Annotated in this window: 3 protein-coding genes; all 3 read left to right on the top strand. The window is 74.8% G+C overall.

Features of this window, described 5'->3' with window-relative positions; all coding sequences use genetic code 11:
• Position 1: 1 nt before the first annotated feature.
• From HUT10_RS50330 to HUT10_RS01975, 3 genes are read left to right on the top strand one after another with little or no spacing between them, the layout of a single operon-like run.
• Complete coding sequence (locus HUT10_RS50330; RefSeq protein WP_254896620.1) at positions 2–9,454, top strand: type I polyketide synthase; 9,453 nt, start codon at positions 2–4, stop codon at positions 9,452–9,454.
• Positions 9,388–12,333, top strand: a complete 2,946-nt coding sequence (locus HUT10_RS50335) for an SDR family NAD(P)-dependent oxidoreductase (RefSeq protein ID WP_176169603.1) — start codon at positions 9,388–9,390, stop codon at positions 12,331–12,333. Before HUT10_RS50330 ends, HUT10_RS50335 begins: the two co-directional genes overlap by 67 nt.
• Positions 12,334–12,363: 30 nt before the next feature.
• The gene (locus HUT10_RS01975; protein ID WP_176169604.1) at positions 12,364–18,750 is read left to right on the top strand and encodes a type I polyketide synthase; all 6,387 of its coding nucleotides are present in this window, start codon (positions 12,364–12,366) and stop codon (positions 18,748–18,750) included.
• Positions 18,751–18,769: the final 19 nt, after the last annotated feature.

The raw sequence follows: 18,769 nt of genomic DNA on the forward strand, positions 1-18,769 counted from the left end.
CATGGCGGCATCCGGCGACAAGGTCGTCGAAGCACTGCGCGCGGCGATGAAGGAGACCGATCGGCTGCGCCGGCAGAACCGGCAGCTGCAGGCGGCGGCCAGGGAGCCCATCGCCATCGTGGGCATGGCCTGCCGCTACCCCGGCGGGGTGCGCTCGCCGGAGGACCTGTGGCGGCTGGTCGAGTCGGGCGGCGACGCCATCGGCGAGATGCCCGCGGACCGCGGCTGGGACCTGGACGCGCTGTACCACGGCGGCCCCGACGGCACCGGCGAAAGCGTCACCCGCCAGGGCGGCTTCCTGGCGAACGTGGCCGACTTCGACCCCGGGTTCTTCCGCATCTCGCCCAACGAGGCGATGGTGATGGACCCGCAGCAGCGGCTGGTGCTGACCGTCGCCTGGGAAGCCGTGGAACGGGCGGGCATCGACCCGCTTTCCCTGCGCGGCAGCGACACCGGCGTGTTCGTCGGCGGCGGCAGCGGCGACTACCGGATGCCCCACGGGCACGTGGACTGGCAGACAGCGCAGTCGGCCAGCCTGCTCTCCGGCCGGCTGGCCTACACCTTCGGCCTGCAGGGCCCGACCATGTCCGTGGACACCGGGTGCTCGTCCTCGCTGGTCTCCCTGCACCTGGCCGTGCAGGCCCTGCGGGCGGGCGAGTGCTCGATCGCGCTCGCCGGTGGCGTCATGGTGATGTCCACCCCGGCCGGGTTCACCGAGTTCTCCGCGCAGGGCGCCCTGTCCCCGGACGGCCGCTGCAAGGCGTTCTCCGACAGCGCCGACGGCACCGGCTGGGCCGAGGGCGCCGGGATGCTGCTGGTCGAGCGGCTGTCCGACGCCCGGCGGCTCGGGCACCCGGTGCTGGCGGTGGTGCGCGGCCTGGCCGTCAACCAGGACGGCACCTCCAACGGCCTGACCGCGCCCAGCGGCGGCGCCCAGCAGAAGGTGATCCGCGCGGCGCTGGCCGCCGCCGGGCTCGGCCCGGACGAGGTCGACGTCCTGGAGGCGCACGGCACCGGCACCAAGCTGGGTGACCCCATCGAGGCCCGTTCGCTGCTGGCGACCTACGGCCGGACCGAGCGGGAACACCCGCTGCTGCTGGGTTCGGTCAAGTCCAACATCGGGCACACCCAGGCCGCGTCCGGCGTCGCCGGCGTCATGAAGATGGTGCTCGCGATGCGCCACGGCGTCGTCCCGCGGACGCTGCACGTGACCGAGCCGTCGTCGCACGTCGACTGGTCTTCCGGGGCGCTGGAGCTGCTCACCGAACCGGCCGCGTGGCCGTCGGTGGACCGGCCGCGCCGGGCTGCGGTGTCGTCGTTCGGGGCCAGTGGCACGAACGCGCACGTGATCCTGGAGGAAGCACCGGCGGAGCCGGTGGCGACCGAGGCCCGGCCGGTCGAGGCCGGTGTGGTGCCGTGGGTCGTTTCGGCGAAGACCCGGGAAGCACTGGCCGAGCAGGTCGCGCGGGTGCGGGACTGCGCCGGTGATCCGGTGGACGTCGGGTTCTCGCTGGCGACGACGCGGTCGGTGTTCGAGCACCGGGCGGTGCTGCTGGATGGTGTCGACGTGGTGGCCTCCGGCGAAGCCACGGATGCCGTGGTGGGAATGGTGTTTTCGGGCCAGGGTGCGCAGCGCGCGGGCATGGGCCGGGAGCTGTCGGCTCGCTTCCCGGTGTTCGCCAAGGCCCTGGACGAAGTGCTGGCCGAGCTGGCCGTCGACGGCCTGCGCGAGGCCATGTGGTCCGGGCAGAACCTGGAGCAGACCCGGTTCACGCAGCCCGCGCTGTTCGCGGTCGAGGTGGCGTTGTTCCGCCTGTTCGAGTCGTGGGGCGTCAAGGCGGCTTTCGTGGCCGGGCATTCGGTGGGGGAGATCGCGGCGGCGTACGTGTCCGGAGTGTTTTCGCTTCCGGACGCGTGTGCGCTGGTTGCCGCGCGTGGTCGGTTGATGCAGGCGTTGCCGTCCGGTGGCGCGATGGTGGCGGTGGGTGCCGGCGAGGATGTGGTGTCGCCGCTGCTGGCCGGTCACGACGACGCGGTGTCGATCGCGGCGGTCAACGGGCCGCAGTCGGTGGTGCTGGCGGGTGTTGAGCCGGTGGTGCTGCAGATTGCGGAGGTGTTGCGGGAGCGGGGACATCGGGTCAAGCGGCTGTCGGTGTCGCATGCGTTCCATTCGCCGTTGATGGAGCCGATGCTGGCGGAGTTCCGGTCGGTCATGGCGGGTGTGCAGCTCGCCGAACCGACGATTCCGCTGGTCTCGAACCTGACCGGGGCGTTGGTGACGGATGAGGTGCGTGACCCGGAGTACTGGGTCCGGCACGTGCGTGAACCCGTGCGGTTCGCGGCCGGGATCGCGGCGATGCGTGATGCCGGTGCCTCGGTGTTCGTGGAGGTGGGTCCGGGATCCGCGCTGGCCTCGATGGTGCACCAGATTGTCGACGATGCCGCGGTCATTCCGGTGTTGCGGGACACGGCGGAGGAACGATCGGTGGTTTCGGCGCTGGGCGCGGCTTTCGTGGCCGGAGCCGGCGTCGACTGGCCGGCGTTCTTCGCCGGGCTGGGTGGCCGCCGGATCGACCTGCCGACGTACCCGTTCCAGGAGACGCGGTTCTGGCCGAAGAGCACCACCCGCGCCGGCAAGGTGGCCGACTGGGGCCTGGTGCCCGCCGGGCACCCGCTGCTCGGCGCGGCCGTGCCGCTGGCCGACGACCAGGGCGCGGTGCTGACCGGCCGGCTCTCGGTGGCCACCCACCCCTGGATCGGCGACCACGTCCTCGGTGACGCCGTGGTGTTCCCGGGCACCGGCTTCCTGGAACTGGCCGTCCGCGCGGCCGACCAGGTCGGCTGCCGGCAGGTGCAGGAGCTCACCTTGGCCGTCCCGATGGTGTTCGGCGCGGGCGAAGCGGCCGACGTCCAGGTCGTGGTGGGCGCGCCCGACCCGGACGGCCGCCGCGACCTGCGGATCCACTCGCGGCCCGCCGCCTCGGACGGCACGTGGACCCACCACGCCACCGGTGTGCTCGCCCCCGCGGAGACGCGCGGCGGCTGGGCGCCCGCGCAGTGGCCCCCGGCCGGCGCGGAACCCGTGGCCATCGACGACTTCTACGCCCGGATGGCGGCCGGCGGCCTGGTCTACGGACCGTCCTTCGAGGGGCTGCGTGCGCTGTGGCAGCAGGGCGAAGACCTGTACGCCGAAGTGGAGTTCCCGCAGGCGGCCCAGGACGCGGCCGCCTACGGTCTCCACCCGGCGCTGCTGGACGCGGCCCTGCAGGCCAGCTCGTTCTTCGCGGCCAACGCGGGCAAGAACCTGATGCCGTTCTCCTGGAACGGCGTCAGCCTGCACGCCGCCGGCGCCAGCGTGCTGCGGGTGCGCTGGCAGCGGGCCGGCGACTCGTTCACCCTGTCGGCCACCGACGTGGCGGACAACCCGGTGCTTTCGGTCGAGTCCCTGGTCCTGCGCGCGCCCGCCGGCCGGATCTCGGCCGCGCCCGCCGCGCAGGACGCGTTGCTGCGGCTGCACTTCCCGCCGCTGTCCCGGCCCGAACCGGCCGAGGTCCCCGACCTCGGCTGGGCGGTCATCGGCCCGGACACCTTCGGCTTGCGGTCCGTTGTGGACGGACAGGCCGCCGGTTCGCCGGGCGAGCTGGCCGATTCCGGGGTGGTCCCGGACTGGGCCCTGGTCCAGGTCGACGGCGGGGACGTGGCCGCCGGGCCGTCCGTGGCCCACGACGCTGCGGCTCGTGTGCTGGGTGTGTTGCAGGACTGGTTGTCCCGGCCCGAGTTGGAAGAATCCAAGCTGGTCGTGGTGACGCGGGGTGCGGTGGACGAGGTGACCGATCCGGCGGCGGCCGCGGTGTGGGGGCTGGTGCGCAGCGCCCAGTCCGAGCACCCCGGCCGGTTCGTGCTGCTCGACCTCGACGCCGGCGGCGCCGCCCTGCTGCCGCGGCTGGCCGCGTCGGTGTTCGCGGACGAACCCCAGGTGGCCGTGCGGGACGGCGTCGTGCGGGTGGCCCGGCTGGGCCGCCTGGCGACGGCGCCCTCGCTGGTGCCCCCGCCGGGGGAGTGGCGGCTGGACAGCAGGCATTCCGGCAGCTTGGACGACCTGTACCTGGCGCCGGTCACCGAGGAACCGCGGCCCCTGCGCGACCGGGAGGTCCGGCTGCGGATCACCGCGACCGGCATCAACTTCCGCGACGTGCTCAACGCGCTCGGGCTGTACCCGGGCCCGGCCGGCCCGCTGGGCTCCGAGGTCGCCGGCGTGGTCACCGAGCTCGGCCCGGACGCGACCGGCCTGACCGTCGGCGACCGGGTCATGGGCATCTCGCCCGGCGGCATCGGCTCGGCCCCGGTCGTGGTCGACGAGCGGATCGTGCACCGCGTCCCGGACGGCTGGACCGACGAGACCGCGGCTTCGGTGCCGCTGGCGTTCCTCACCGCGTTCTACGCGTTCACGGATCTCTCGAACCTGCGGCCGGGACAGAAGGTGCTGGTGCACGCCGGCGCCGGCGGTGTCGGCATGGCGGCGATCCAGCTGGCGAAGCACCTGGGGGCGGAGGTGTTCGCCACCGCGAGCCCGGCCAAGCAGGACACGCTGCGCGGGCTGGGCATCCCCGACGACCACATCGCTTCCTCGCGCACGACGGACTTCGAGGCGGCGTTCGCGCCGCTGACCGGTGACGGCCTGGACGTGGTGCTGAACTCGCTGACTGGTGAGTTCATCGACGCTTCCCTGCGCCTGCTCAAACCGGGCGGGCACTTCCTCGAAATGGGCAAGACCGATCTCCGGGAGAACCCGCCGGGCGTCCGGTACCGCTCCTTCGACCTCGGCGAGGCCGGCCCGGACCGGATCGGCGAAATGCTGACCGCGCTGCTGGGCCTGTTCGCGCGCGGCGTGCTGGCACCGTTGCCGATCACCGCCTGGGACATCCGCCGCTGCCGGGACGCCTTCCGCTTCATGGCGCAGGCCAAGCACATCGGCAAGCTCGTGCTGACCATGCCGCCGGTCTGGGACCGGGAGGCGACGGTGCTGGTCACCGGTGGCACCGGCGGCCTGGCCGCGCACCTGGCCCGGCACCTCGTCGCCCAGGGCCAGCGGCACGTGCTGCTGGTGGGCCGCCGTGGTGACACCGCCCCGGGTGCCGCGGAACTGCGAGCCGAGCTCGGTGCCGCGGTGTCGTTCGCGGCCTGCGACGTCAGCGACCCGGTCGCCGTGCGGGCGCTGGTCGACGGCCGGACCATCACGGCGGTCGTGCACGCGGCCGGTGTGGTGGCCGACGGTGTGCTCGAATCCATCACCCCGGAACGCCTGGACACCGTGCTGGCGCCCAAGGTGGACGCCGCCTGGTACCTGCACCAGGCCACCCTCGACCAGCCGCTGGCCGCGTTCGTGCTGTACTCCTCGGCCGCCGGCCTGGTCGGCAGCCCCGGCCAGGGCAGCTACGCCGCCGCCAACGTGGCCATGGACGCGCTGGCCGGCTACCGGCACCGGCTCGGCCTGCCGGCCACCTCGGTGGCCTGGGGACCGTGGGCCGCCTCCAGCGGCATGACCGCCGACCTCTCCGAGACCGACCGCCGCCGGACCGCGGCCGCGGGCCTGACCGGTATCGAAGCCGGGCCGGGCCTGGCCATGTTCGACACGGCGATCGCCACCGGCGAGCCGGTGCTGATGGCCACCGCGGGCGGCCCGGCCGCGGCCGGGGGCGCGGTCCCGCCCATCCTGCGCGACCTGGTCCGCGGCGCCCGCCGCACCGCCGCCGCGGCCGGCCCGCTCGCCCCGGGCGGCCTGGCCGCGGAACTGGCCGGGATGCGGGAGGCGGACCGGCACCAGCACCTGCTGGGCATCATCCGCGCCGAGGCGGCCGCCGTGCTCGGCCACCCCTCGATGGACCTCGTCGGCGCGAAACAGGAGTTCCGGGAACTCGGGTTCGACTCGCTCAGCTCGGTCGAGCTGCGCAACCGGCTGGCCGGGGCGACCGGGCAGCGGCTGCCCGCGACCCTGGTGTTCGACTACCCGACGCCGGTCCGGCTGGCCACGTTCCTGCTCACCGAGGTCCTCGGCGAGGCCGCCCCCGCCGCCGGCGTACCCGCGGTGACCACCGGCCCGGCGCCGGACGACGACCGGATCGCCGTCGTCGGCATGAGCTGCCACTACCCGGGCGGGATCCGCACCCCGGAAGACCTGTGGCAGCTCGTCGTGGACGGCCGGGACGTGATCTCCGGCTTCCCCGGCGACCGCGGCTGGGAGGACGCGAGCCGGTACACCCCGGAGGGCAACACCGTGTCGCTGTCCCCGGTCGGCGGGTTCCTCACCGACGCCGCCCAGTTCGACCCGGCGTTCTTCGGCATCTCGCCGCGTGAGGCCATCGCCATGGACCCGCAGCAGCGGGTGCTGCTGAAGACCGCGTGGGAGGCGATCGAGCGGGCCGGCATCGACCCGCTGTCGCTGGCCGGCACGCCCACCGGCGTCTACATCGGCGCCTCCGACGCCGACTACGCCGGCCTGCTGTTCGGCGACCCGGCGGCCGAAGGGTTCGTGATGACCGGCACCACGGTCAGTGTGATCTCCGGCCGGCTGTCCTACACCTTCGGCCTGGAGGGCCCGTCGGTGTCGATCGACACCGCCTGCTCCTCGTCCCTGGTCGCCCTGCACCTGGCGGCGCAGGCGCTGCGCAACGGCGACTGCTCGCTGGCACTGGCCGGCGGGGTGACCGTGATGTCGTCCCCGGTGCCCTTCGCCGAGTTCGGCCGCCAGGGCGGCCTCGCCCAGGACGGCCGGTGCAAGGCCTACGCCGACAGCGCGGACGGCACCGGCTGGTCCGAGGGCGCCGGCGTGCTGGTGCTGGAGCGGCTGTCCGACGCCCGCCGCCGCGGCCACCGCGTGCTGGCCGTCGTCGCCGGTTCGGCGGTCAACTCCGACGGCGCGTCCAACGGCTTCACCGCGCCCAACGGGCCGTCGCAGCAGCGGGTGATCCGCCAGGCACTGGCGTCCGCCGGACTGTCCACCTCGGACGTCGACGTCGTCGAAGGACACGGCACGGGCACGCGGCTGGGCGACCCGATCGAGGCCCAAGCCCTGCTGGCCACCTACGGCCGGGAGCGCGAAATCCCGCTGCTGCTGGGGTCGGTCAAGTCCAACCTCGGGCACACCCAGGCCGCGGCCGGGGTGGCCGGGGTGATCAAGATGGTGCAGGCGCTCGACCACGGCCTCGCCCCGCGGACCCTCAACGTCGACGCGCCCTCGACGCATGTGGACTGGGAGTCCGGTGCGGTCTCCCTGCTCACCGAGCCGGCCACGTGGCCGTCGGTGGACCGGCCGCGTCGGGCCGGCGTGTCGGCCTTCGGGGTCAGTGGCACGAACGCGCACGTGATCCTGGAGCAGGCGCCGGCCGAGCCGGTGGTCGCCGAGGCCCGGCCGGTCGAGGCCGGTGTGGTGCCGTGGGTGGTTTCGGCCAAGAGCGAAGCGGCGTTGGCGGAGCAGGTCGCGCGGGTGCGGGACTGCGCCGGTGATCCGGTGGACGTCGGGTTCTCGCTGGCGACGACGCGGTCGGTGTTCGAGCACCGGGCGGTGCTGCTGGACGGTGTCCAGGTGGCTTCCGGCGAGGCCCGTGAAGTTTCGGCCGGGGCGGTGTTCTCCGGCCAGGGCGCGCAACAGGCCGGGATGGGGCGTGAGCTGGCGGCCCGGTTCCCGGTGTTCGCCGAAGCTTTCACCGAGATTTTGTCCACTCTGGACATTCCCGGGTTGCGCGAGGTGATGTGGTCCGGCGAGAACCTCGAGCAGACCCGGTTCACGCAGCCCGCGTTGTTCGCCGTCGAGGTCGCGCTCTACCGGCTGTGGGAGTCGTGGGGAGTGCGGTTCGGCTCGGTCGCGGGTCACTCGGTGGGTGAGATCGCGGCGGCGCACGTGGCCGGGGTGTTGTCGTTGCCGGATGCGGCGGCGTTGGTGTCGGCGCGGGCACGGTTGATGCAGGCGTTGCCGTCTGGTGGCGCGATGGTGGCAGTGGGGGCGGCCGAGGACGTGGTGTCACCGTTGCTGGCCGGTCGTGCGGACGAGGTGTCGATCGCGGCGGTGAACGGGCCGCGGTCAGTGGTGCTGGCCGGGGTTGAGCCGGTGGTGCTGGAGATCGCGGAGGTGTTGCGGGAGCGGGGACATCGGGTCAAGCGGCTGCCGGTGTCGCATGCGTTCCATTCGCCGTTGGTGGAGCCGATGCTGGCGGAGTTCCGGTCGGTGGTGGCGGGTCTGACGTTCGCCGAGCCGCGGATTCCCCTGGTTTCGAATCTCACCGGCGCCTTGGTGAGCAATGAGGTGTGCAACCCGGAGTACTGGGTGCGGCACGTGCGGGAGCCGGTGCGGTTCGCCGACGGCGTCGCGGCCATGCGGGACACCGGCGTGTCGGTGTTCGTGGAACTGGGCCCCGGCACGAGCCTGTCCTCGATGGTCCACGAGATCGCCGACGACCCCGCGGTGGTGGTGATCCCGGCGCTGCGCGAGGCGCCCGAAGAGCGCTCGGCGGTGACGGCGCTGGGCGCGGCCTTCGTCGCCGGCGTCGACGTCGACTGGCGCGGGTTCTTCACCGGGCTGGGCGGCCGCCGGATCGACCTGCCGACGTACCCGTTCCAGGAGACGCGGTTCTGGCCCACGGCCACCGGCCGCACCGGCAGCGCCGCCGACTGGGGCCTGGTCTCCGCGCGGCACCCGCTGCTCGGCGCGGCGGTCGGCTTGCCCGACGACGAAGGCGTCGTGCTCACCGGCCGGCTGTCCACCACCACCCACCCGTGGCTGGCCGACCACCAGGTCGGCACCGCGATCCTGTTCCCCGGCACCGGGTTCCTCGAACTCGCCGTGCGGGCCGGGGACCACGTGGAGTGCCGGCAGGTGCAGGAGCTGACCCTGGCCGTGCCGATGGTGCTGACCCGGGGCGAGGCCGTCGCCGTGCGGGTGACGGCCGGGGCCCCGGACGAAACCGGCCGCCGCGACCTGCGCATCCACTCCCGGCCCGCCGCCTCGGACGGCACGTGGACCCACCACGCCACCGGCGTGCTCGCCCCCGAGGAGACCCGCACGGACTGGGTTCCCGCGCAGTGGCCGCCGGCCGGGGCCGAGGCGGTCGGCCTCGACACCTTCTACACCGACCTGGCCGGATCCGGTCTGGTGTACGGCCCGGTCTTCCAGGGCCTGCGTGGTGCCTGGCGCGACGGTGAAGACCTGTACGCCGAGGTGGCGCTGCCCGAACCGGCGGTCTCCGGCGCGGCCGGGTTCGGCCTGCACCCGGCCCTGCTGGACGCCGCCCTCCAGGTCAGCGGCGAATTGTTCGACGCCGGCTCGGGACAGGGGTTGCTGCCTTCTCGTGGAGCGGTGTCAGCCTGCACGCCGACGGCGCCACGGTGCTGCGGGTGCGCTGGCGGCGCGACGGCGACGCCGTGTCGCTGGCCGCCACCGACCCGGCCGGCCACCCGGTGATCTCGGTCGAGTCGCTGCTGCTGCGCTCGGCCACCACCGCCGCGGCCGCCGCACCGGCCGCCGACGTGCGGGATTCCCTGCTGCGCCTGGAGTGGGAGACCGTGGAGCCCACCGGCTCGGCGGCCGGACAGCGTTGGGCGGTCATCGGCCCGGACACCTTCGGCTTGCGGTCCGTTGTGGACGGACAGGCCGCCGGTTCGCCGGGCGAGCTGGCCGAGTCCGGCTCGGTGCCGGACTGGGCGGTGCTCGAAATCGATGGCGGCGGCGCCGCGGCCGGGCCGTCCGCGGCGCACGTGGCTGCGGCTCGGGTGCTGGGTGTGTTGCAGGACTGGTTGTCCCGGCCCGAGTTGGCGGAGTCCAGGCTGGTCGTGGTGACGCGGGGTGCGGTGGACGAGGTGACCGATCCGGCGGCGGCGGCGGTGTGGGGGCTGGTGCGCACGGCCCAGTCCGAGCACCCGGACCGGTTCGTGCTGCTCGACCTCGACGCCGGGAGCGCCGGCGTGCTGCCCGGGCTCGCGGCCTCCCTCCTGCGGGAGGAGCCGCAGATCGCGGTGCGCGACGGCGTGGTGCGGGTGGCCCGGCTGGCCCGGCTGGCCACATCGCCCTCGCTGGTACCGCCGTCGACGGAGTGGTGCTTGGACAGCAAGCACTCCGGCAGCCTGGACGACCTGTACCTCGCTCCGGTCGACGAGCCCGCGCGGCCGCTGCGGGGCCGGGAGGTCCGGCTGCGGATCACCGCGGCGGGCATGAACTTCCGGGACGTGCTCAACGCACTGGGCCTGTACCCGGGCCAGGCGGGCCCGCTCGGCGCCGAGGGCGTCGGCGTGGTCACCGAGGTCGGCCCGGACGTGACCGGGCTGGCCGTCGGCGACCGGGCCATGGGCATCGTGCCCGGCAGCATCCGCACCGCGCCGCTCACCCTCGACGAGCGCATCCTCACCCGCGTACCGGACGACTGGACCGACGAGACCGCGGCCTCGGTGCCGCTGGTGTTCCTCACCGCCTATTACGCCTTCACCGACCTGGCCGACCTGCGAGCCGGGCAGAAAGTGCTGGTGCACGCGGGAACCGGCGGTGTCGGCATGGCCGCCGTCCAGCTGGCGAAGCACCTGGGTGCGGAGGTGTTCGCCACCGCGAGCCCGGCCAAGCAGGAAACCCTGCGGGCCATGGGAATTCCCGACGACCACATCGCTTCCTCGCGCACGACGGACTTCGAGGCGGTGTTCGCGCCGCTGACCGGTGACGGCCTGGACGTGGTGCTGAATTCGCTGACCGGTGAGTTCATCGACGCTTCCCTGCGCCTGCTCAAACCGGGCGGGCACTTCCTGGAGATGGGCAAGACCGACGTCCGGGAGAACCCGCCGGGCGTGCGGTACCGGGCGTTCGACCTGTCCGAGGCCGGCCCGGACCGGATGGGCGAAATGCTGGCCGAGCTGCTCCGGCTGTTCGCCAAGGACGCGATCCAGCCGCTGCCGGTCCGCGCCTGGGACGTGCGCCGCGCCCGCAGCGCGTTCCGCCACATGCAGCAGGCCAAGCACATCGGCAAGCTGGTGCTGACCATGCCGCCGGTCTGGGACCGGGAGGCGACGGTGCTGGTCACCGGCGGTACCGGCGGGCTGGCTGCGCACCTGGCCCGGCACCTGGTGGCTCAGGGGCAGCGGCACGTGCTGCTGGTGGGCCGCCGTGGTGACGCGGCACCGGGGGCGGCGGAGCTGCGAGCGGAGCTGGGCGGGGCGGTGTCGTTCGCCGCGTGCGACGTCAGCGACTTCGCAGCCGTGCGTGACCTGGTCTCGGACCTCCGGCTGACGGCCGTGGTGCACGCCGCCGGGATCCTCGACGACGGGGTGCTGGAGTCGATGACCCCCGAGCGGCTCGACACCGTGCTCGCGCCCAAGACCGATGCCGCGTGGAACCTGCACCGGGCGACCGAAGACCAGCCGCTGGCCGCGTTCGTGCTCTACTCCTCGGTGGCCGGCGTGTTCGGGGCCGGTGGGCAGGGCAACTACGCGGCGGCCAACACCACGCTGGACGCCTTGGCCGTCCACCGCCGGCAGCAGGGCCTCCCGGCGACCTCGATCGCCTGGGGCCCGTGGGCCTCCAGCGGCATGACCAGCACGCTCAGCGAGGCCGATCGGCACCGTACCAAGGCCGGCGGGGTGGCCGAAATCGAAGCGGGGCCGGGCCTGGCCATGTTCGACGCCGCCATCGGCGCGGACGAGCCGCTGATCGTCGCCACCGCGACGAACCCGGCCGGGGCCGCGGCGCCGGCCGACGTGCCGCCGCTGCTGCGCAACCTGGTCCGGGCGGCCCGGCGGACGGCCGCCGGCGCGGCCGCTTCGCAGGCCGGGCTGGTGGAGAAGCTGACTGCGCTGCCCGAGGACGACCGGCTCACCCTGCTGCTCGACCTCGTGCGCGGTGAGGCCGCCGCGGTGCTGGCCCTGCCGTCACCCGGCGAGGTGAAGGCCGACCGGGAGTTCCAGGAACTCGGCGTCAACTCGCTGACCGCCGTCGAACTGCGCAACCGGCTGACCGCCGCCACCGGGCTGCGGATGTCCGCGACGCTCGTGTTCGACTACGCCACGCCGCGGGCGCTGGCCGCGCACCTGCTGGCCGAACTGGCCGAGGGCACCGGCCTCGACAGCGGGCCGTCGGTGCTGGCCGAACTGGACCGGCTCGAAGCCGCGATGGCGGCCGGCGCACCGGACGAGGTGACCCGCACCGGCGTCGCCGGCCGGCTGCGCGCGCTGCTGGCGCAGTGGGGCACGAGCGACCACGACACCGGAGCCGGGGACGGGGTGGCCGAACTCATCGAGTCCGCCAGCACCGACGACGTCTTCGCCTTCATCGACAACGAACTCGGCCGGCTGAAGAACCGCTGATCCACGCACGCGCAGCAGAAAGGACGCCCGATGCCGGACGACAAGAAGCTCGTCGACTACCTCAAGTGGGTCACCGCGGATCTGCACGAGACCCGGCGGCGGCTGGAGGAAGCCGAAGCCGGGCGCCACGAGCCCGTCGCCATCGTCGGCCTGGCCTGCCGGTTCCCCGGCGGCATCGACAGCCCCGAGGACCTGTGGCGGCTGGTCGAGGCCGGGCAGGACGCGATCGGCCCGTTCCCGGAGGACCGCGGCTGGGACGTGGCCGCGCTGGCCGGCGAGGGCCGCGGGGCGAGCGCCACCCTGGAGGGCGGGTTCCTGCACGACGTCGGCGGGTTCGACGCCGCGTTCTTCGGGGTGTCCCCGCGCGAGGCCGTCGCCATGGACCCGCAGCAGCGGCTGCTGCTGGAGCTGTCGTGGGAGGCGTTCGAGCGGGCCGGGATCGACCCGCTGGCCCTGCGGGGCAGCCGAACCGGGGTGTTCGCCGGGACCGACGGCCAGGACTACGGCAACCTCGTGCTGCGCTCGGCCGAGGACGTGGACGGGCACGCCGGCACCGGCCTGGCCGCCAGCGCGCTGGCCGGCCGCGTCAACTACACCCTGGGCCTGGAGGGCCCGGCCGTCACCGTGGACACCGCCTGCTCTTCGGCGCTCGTGGCGATGCACCTGGCCGCGCAGGCGCTGCGGTCGGGGGAGTGCACGCTGGCCCTGGCCGGTGGCGTCACCGTGATGTCCACCGCGCTGAGGTTCGCCGGCTTCACCCGGCAGGGCGCCTTGGCCGCCGACGGCCGCTGCAAGGCCTTCGCCGACGCCGCCGACGGCACCGGCTGGTCCGAGGGCATCGGCCTGCTGGTGCTGGAAAAGCTGTCCGACGCGCGGCGCAACGGGCACCACGTCCTGGCCGTGCTGCGCGGCTCCGCGGTCAACTCCGACGGCGCGTCCAACGGCTTCACCGCCCCCAACGGGCCGTCCCAGCAGCGGGTCATCACGCAGGCGCTGGCCAGTGCCGGACTGTCCACATCGGACGTCGACGTGGTCGAGGCGCACGGCACCGGCACGACTCTCGGCGACCCGATCGAGGCCCAGGCCCTGCTGGCCACCTACGGCCGGGACCGGGAAACCCCGGTGCTGCTGGGCTCGGTCAAGTCCAACCTGGGGCACACCCAGGCCGCCGCGGGCGCGGCCGGCGTGATCAAGATGGTGCTGGCCATGCGCCACGGCATCGCCCCCAAGACCCTCAACGTGGACAAGCCGTCCTCGCACGTGGACTGGTCCGCCGGCCGGGCCGAAATCCTCACCGAAGCGGTCGGCTGGCCGGACACCGGCCGGCCGCGCCGGGCCGGGGTGTCCTCCTTCGGCGTCAGCGGCACCAACGCGCACGTCATCCTGGAACAGGCGGACGAGCCGGCCGCGGCACCCGCCGCCCCGCGGCGCACCGCGACGGCGCTGCCCTGGCCGGTGTCGGCCAAGTCCGAAGCCGCGCTGCGGGCCCAGATCGAGCGGGTGCGGGCGTGCGACGGCTCGCCGGTGGACATCGGCCGCTCGCTGACCGGCCGCTCCGCGCTGGACCACCGGGCCGTGCTGCTGGCCAGCCCGGACACCACCGACCGGCCCGAGGTCGCCGCCGGCGTGGCCGGAAACCCGGGCGTGGGCGTGGTGTTCTCCGGGCAGGGCGCCCAACGGCCGGGCATGGGCCGGGAGCTCGCCGCCGCCTTCCCGGTCTTCGCCGAAGCCCTGGACGAGATCTGCGGCCACCTCGACCCACTGCTGCCGGGCTCGCTCGAAGACGTGCTGTGGGGCGAGGACGAGGCCGCGCTGAACGAGACCGGCTGGGCGCAACCGGCGCTGTTCGCCGTCGAAGTCGCCCTGTTCCGGCTGTGGGAGTCCTGGGGCCTGAAGCCGGCCGCGGTGGCCGGGCACAGCATCGGCGAGATCGCGGCCGCGCACGTGGCCGGCGTGCTGTCCCTGGCCGACGCCGCCCGGGTGGTGGCCGCCCGGGCGCGCCTGATGCAGGCGCTGCCCGCCGGCGGGGCGATGGTGGCGTTGCCGGCCACCGAGGCCGAGGTCGCGCCCCTGCTCGAGGCCCACGGCGAGCAGGTGGCGATCGCGGCGCTGAACGCACCGGGCGCGGTGGTCGTCGCCGGGACCGAGCCGGCCGTCACCGCCGTGGCCGGCCAGGTCGAGGCGTGGGGCCGCCGGACCAAGCGGCTGGCCGTGTCCCACGCCTTCCACTCGCCGCTGATGGAGCCGATGCTCGCGGAGTTCCGGTCCGCGCTGGCCGGGATCGACCTGCACGAGCCGTCCCTCCCGCTCGTCTCCACCCTGACCGGCCGTCCGGTGACCGGCGAGGTGCGCGACGTCGAGTACTGGGTGCGGCACGTGCGCGAGCCGGTGCGCTTCGCCGACGGCGTCCTGGCCCTGCTCGACGCCGGGGTGGGCACCCTGCTGGAGATCGGCCCCGGGCACGCGCTGACGTCGATGATGAGCCAGACCCTGGCCGACACCGGCCGCACGGCCACCGTCGTGCCCGCACTGCGCGAGGCGCCGGAGGAGGCCGCCGCGGTCACCGCACTCGGCCAGGTCTGGGCGGCCGGCGCCGAAGTGGCTCTGGACCGGTGCTACGCCGACCTCGGCGGGCGCACCGTGCCGGTGCCGACCTACCCGTTCCAGCACCGGCGGTTCTGGCCGACGCCGTCCGCCCGCACCGGCGACGCGACCGACTGGGGGCTGATCGGCGCCGGGCACCCGCTGCTGAGCGCGTCGGTCGGCCTGGCCGACGACCACGGCGTGCTGCTGACCGGCAGCGTCTCGACGGCCACCCACCCGTGGCTGGCCGATCACCAGGTCGGCGGCACCGTGCTGTTCCCCGGCACCGGCTTCCTCGAGCTGGCGATCCGGGCCGCCGACCAGGTCGGCTGCGCGCGGGTCGAAGAACTGACGCTGTCCGTGCCGCTGGTGCTCGGCCGCACGGAGACGGTGTCGCTGCAGGTCGTGGTGGGCCGCGCGGACACCGCCGGACACCGGGACGTGCGGATCTACTCCCGCCCGGCCGGGGACGCCACCCGGGCGTGGACCGAGCACGCCGGCGGGGTGCTCGCCCCGGAACCGGTGCCCGCCGGCCCGGCGGCCACGGCGTGGCCGCCGGCCGGTGCCGAACCGGTCGACTTCACCGACTTCTACGCCCGGATGGCCGCCACCGGCCTGGTCTACGGCCCGGCCTTCCAGGGCCTGCGCTCGGTCTGGCGCGCCGGCGACGACCTCTACGCCGACGTGGAGCTGCCCGTGGACGCCGCCGCGGACGGGGGGTTCGGGATCCACCCGGCCCTGCTGGACGCGGCGCTGCAGGCGAACGTGTCGCCGGAACGCAGCGGCGGCCGGCTGCCGTTCTCGTGGAACGGCGTGACGCTGCACGCGAGCGGCGCGCGGCAGCTGCGGGCGCACTGGCACCAGGACGGCGAGACCGTCACCCTGGCCGCCACCGACGTGGCGGGGAACCCGGTGCTCTCGGTGCGCTCGCTCCTGCTGCGCTCCGCCACCGCACCGGCGGCCACCGGCGCCCGCGACGGCCTGCTGCACCTCGGCTGGCCGGAGCAGCCGGTTCCGGCGGCCACCGGGCAGCGCTGGTCGGTGCTCCGCCGTGACGTCTTCGGCCTGGCCGCCGCGCTCGGGGCGCCGACGGCCGACACGGCCGCCCTGCTGGCCGTCTCCCGGCCCGACTGGGCGGTGTTCCAGGTCGGCGGCGGCGGGGCGGCCGCCGTGCACGAGGTGACCGCGCAGGTGCTCGAGGTCCTCCAGGACTGGGTCTCGCGACCGGACCTGGCCGGGACGCGGCTGGTCGTGGTCACGCGCGGCGCGGTCGCCGTGCCCGGCTCGACGGTCGCCGACCTGGCTGCCTCGGCGGCCTGGGGGCTGGTCCGCACCGCGCAGTCCGAGCACCCGGACCGGTTCGTGCTGCTCGACGTCGACGACCGGCCCGAGTCGCTCGCCGCGCTGCCCGGCCTGGGTGGCCTCCTCGCGGACGAGCCGCAGGTGGCGGTGCGCGGCGGCGTGGCCAGGGTGGCCCGCCTGGCCCGGCTCGCCGAGGCGCCGTCCCTGGTGCCGCCGGCCGGACCGTGGGTGGTCGAACGGGCCGACGGCGAACTGCGGGCCGTGCCCGGCCCGGCCGAGGAGCCGACGGGGGAGCAGGACGTCCGGCTGCGGCTCACCGCGGCCGCGCTGGGCCGGTCCGGCCCGGTCCAGGTCGCCGGCGTGGTGACCGAAGCCGGGACCGGGGTCTCCGGGGTGGCCGTCGGCGACCGGGTCACGACCACCGTCTCCGGCGAGATCGGCACCGCACCCCTGGTGGTGGCCGCTTCGGCGCTGGCCCCGGTGGCGCCGGGCGTCACCGACGCCGGCGCCCTGCGCGTGGGCGCGCCCCTCTTCGACCTCCGGCAGGCGCCGGCGGCCCTCGCCCGGCACGACTACGCCGTGTTCACCCTGCCGCCGGTCTGGGACCGGGAGGCGACCGTGCTGGTCACCGGCGGTACCGGCGGGCTGGCTGCGCACCTGGCCCGGCACCTGGTGGCCCAGGGGCAGCGGCACGTGCTGCTGGTGGGCCGCCGGGGCGACGCGGCCCCGGGGGCGGCGGAGCTGCGAGCGGAGCTGGGCGGGGCGGTGTCGTTCGCGGCGTGCGACGTCAGCGACTTCGAGGCCGTCCGCGAACTGGTGTCCGGAGTGCGGCTGACGGCCGTGGTGCACGCCGCGGGCCTCCTCGACGACGGCGTGCTGGAGTCGATGACCCCCGAGCGGCTGGACACCGTGCTCGCGCCCAAGGCCGATGCCGCGTGGAACCTGCACCGGGCGACCGAAGACCAGCCGCTGGCCGCGTTCGTGCTCTACTCCTCGATCGCCGGGATCCTCGGCGGCAGCGGGCAGAGCAACTACGCGGCCGCCAACACCTTCCTCGACGCCCTGGCCGCCTACCGCCGGCAGCAGGGCCTCCCGGCGACCTCGATCGCCTGGGGCCCGTGGGCCTCCAGCGGCATGACCGGCACGCTGAGCGCCGCCGACCGCAGGCGGGCCGCGGCCGGCGCCGCCTCGATGCTCGACCCCGAGCAGGGCCTGGCGCTGTTCGACGCGGCCGTCGCCACCATCGAGCCACTGCTGGTGGCGCTGCCCGCCGGCACCGCGCGGGGCCAGGGCCCGGTGCCCTCGGTGCTGCGCACCCTGGTGCCGGCGCCGCGCCGGTCCGCGGCCGCCGCCGGCCCGGTGGCGGCCGGGCCGAGCCTGACCGAGCGGCTGCGCGGGCTGGAGCCGGACGACCGGGTGGCGCTGCTGCGCTCGGTGGTGGTCGAGCACGCGGCTCGCGCGCTCGGGCACACGGACCCGGCCGCGGTCGATGCGGACACCCAGTTCATGGACGCCGGCTTCGACTCGCTCATCGCGGTGCAACTGCGCAACAGCCTGGCCGAAGCGGCCGGGCTGCGGCTGCCGGCCACGGTGATCTTCGACAACCCGACCCCGGCCCGGCTGGCCGGCTGGCTCGCGGCCGAACTGGCGAACGGCGGCGCGTTCGCCGGTTCCGGCGGCGGCGCGGCCGTGCACGACACGGTCGGGCACCTGTTCTTCGAGTCCCTGCGGGCCGGGAAGCTGCAGGCCGGCATGGACATGCTCAAGGCGGTCGCCGCCGTCCGGCCCACCTTCGACGCACCGGCCGAACTGGAGGAGCTGCCCGCGCCGCTCACCCTGGCCGAAGGCCCGGCCGGGCCGCGGCTGATCTGCATCAGCTCCCCGGTGGTGGTCGGCGGCGTGCACCAGTACGCCCGGATCGCCGCGCAGTTCCAGGGGGTCCGGACCGTGCGGTCGCTGCCGCTGATCGGGTTCGCCCAGGGCGAGCCGCTGCCCGCTTCCGCGGCCGCCGCGGCCCGGGTGGTCGCGGAGAGCGTGCTGGAGGCCGCGGACGGCGAGCCGTTCGTGATCGTCGGCCACTCTTCCGGGGGCGTGCTCGCCCTCGCCGCGGCCGGCCTGCTCGAGAACACGTGGGGCATCCGGGCGGCGGGCGTCGTCATGCTGGACACGCTCAGCCTCCGCCACGACGGTGACGACTCGACCGACTACATGGGCATGGCCGAGGACCTGATGACCGGCATCCAGTCGGAGACCACCACGATCGAAGCGGCCCGGCTCTCGGGCATGGCGTCCTGGCTGAACAAGCTGCCGGCCATGGCGGACCACCGGACGACAGTGCCGAAGATCCTGGTCCGCTGCGGCGAGGAGGGCAGCGAAGCGCCACCGGAGCAGCGGGCACTGGTGGACGGCACCGACACGATCCGCACGGTGCAGTCGAACCACTTCGCCCTGTCCCAGGAGCACGCTCCGCTGACGGCGGCGATCATCGGCGAGTGGCTGGAGCAGCTGCCGGCGCTGACTCCGGCACCTTGAGACCGTGGAGAGCCGCGCG

Source organism: Amycolatopsis sp. Hca4, from assembly GCF_013364075.1.
GTDB lineage: Bacteria > Actinomycetota > Actinomycetes > Mycobacteriales > Pseudonocardiaceae > Amycolatopsis.

What these genes read in the sequence shown, in the direction of transcription:
- HUT10_RS50330 (WP_254896620.1), top strand. Translation starts at nt 2, where the DNA reads ATGGCGGCATCCGGCGACAAGGTCGTCGAAGCACTGCGCGCGGCGATG.
- HUT10_RS01975 (WP_176169604.1), top strand. Translation starts at nt 12,364, where the DNA reads ATGCCGGACGACAAGAAGCTCGTCGACTACCTCAAGTGGGTCACCGCG.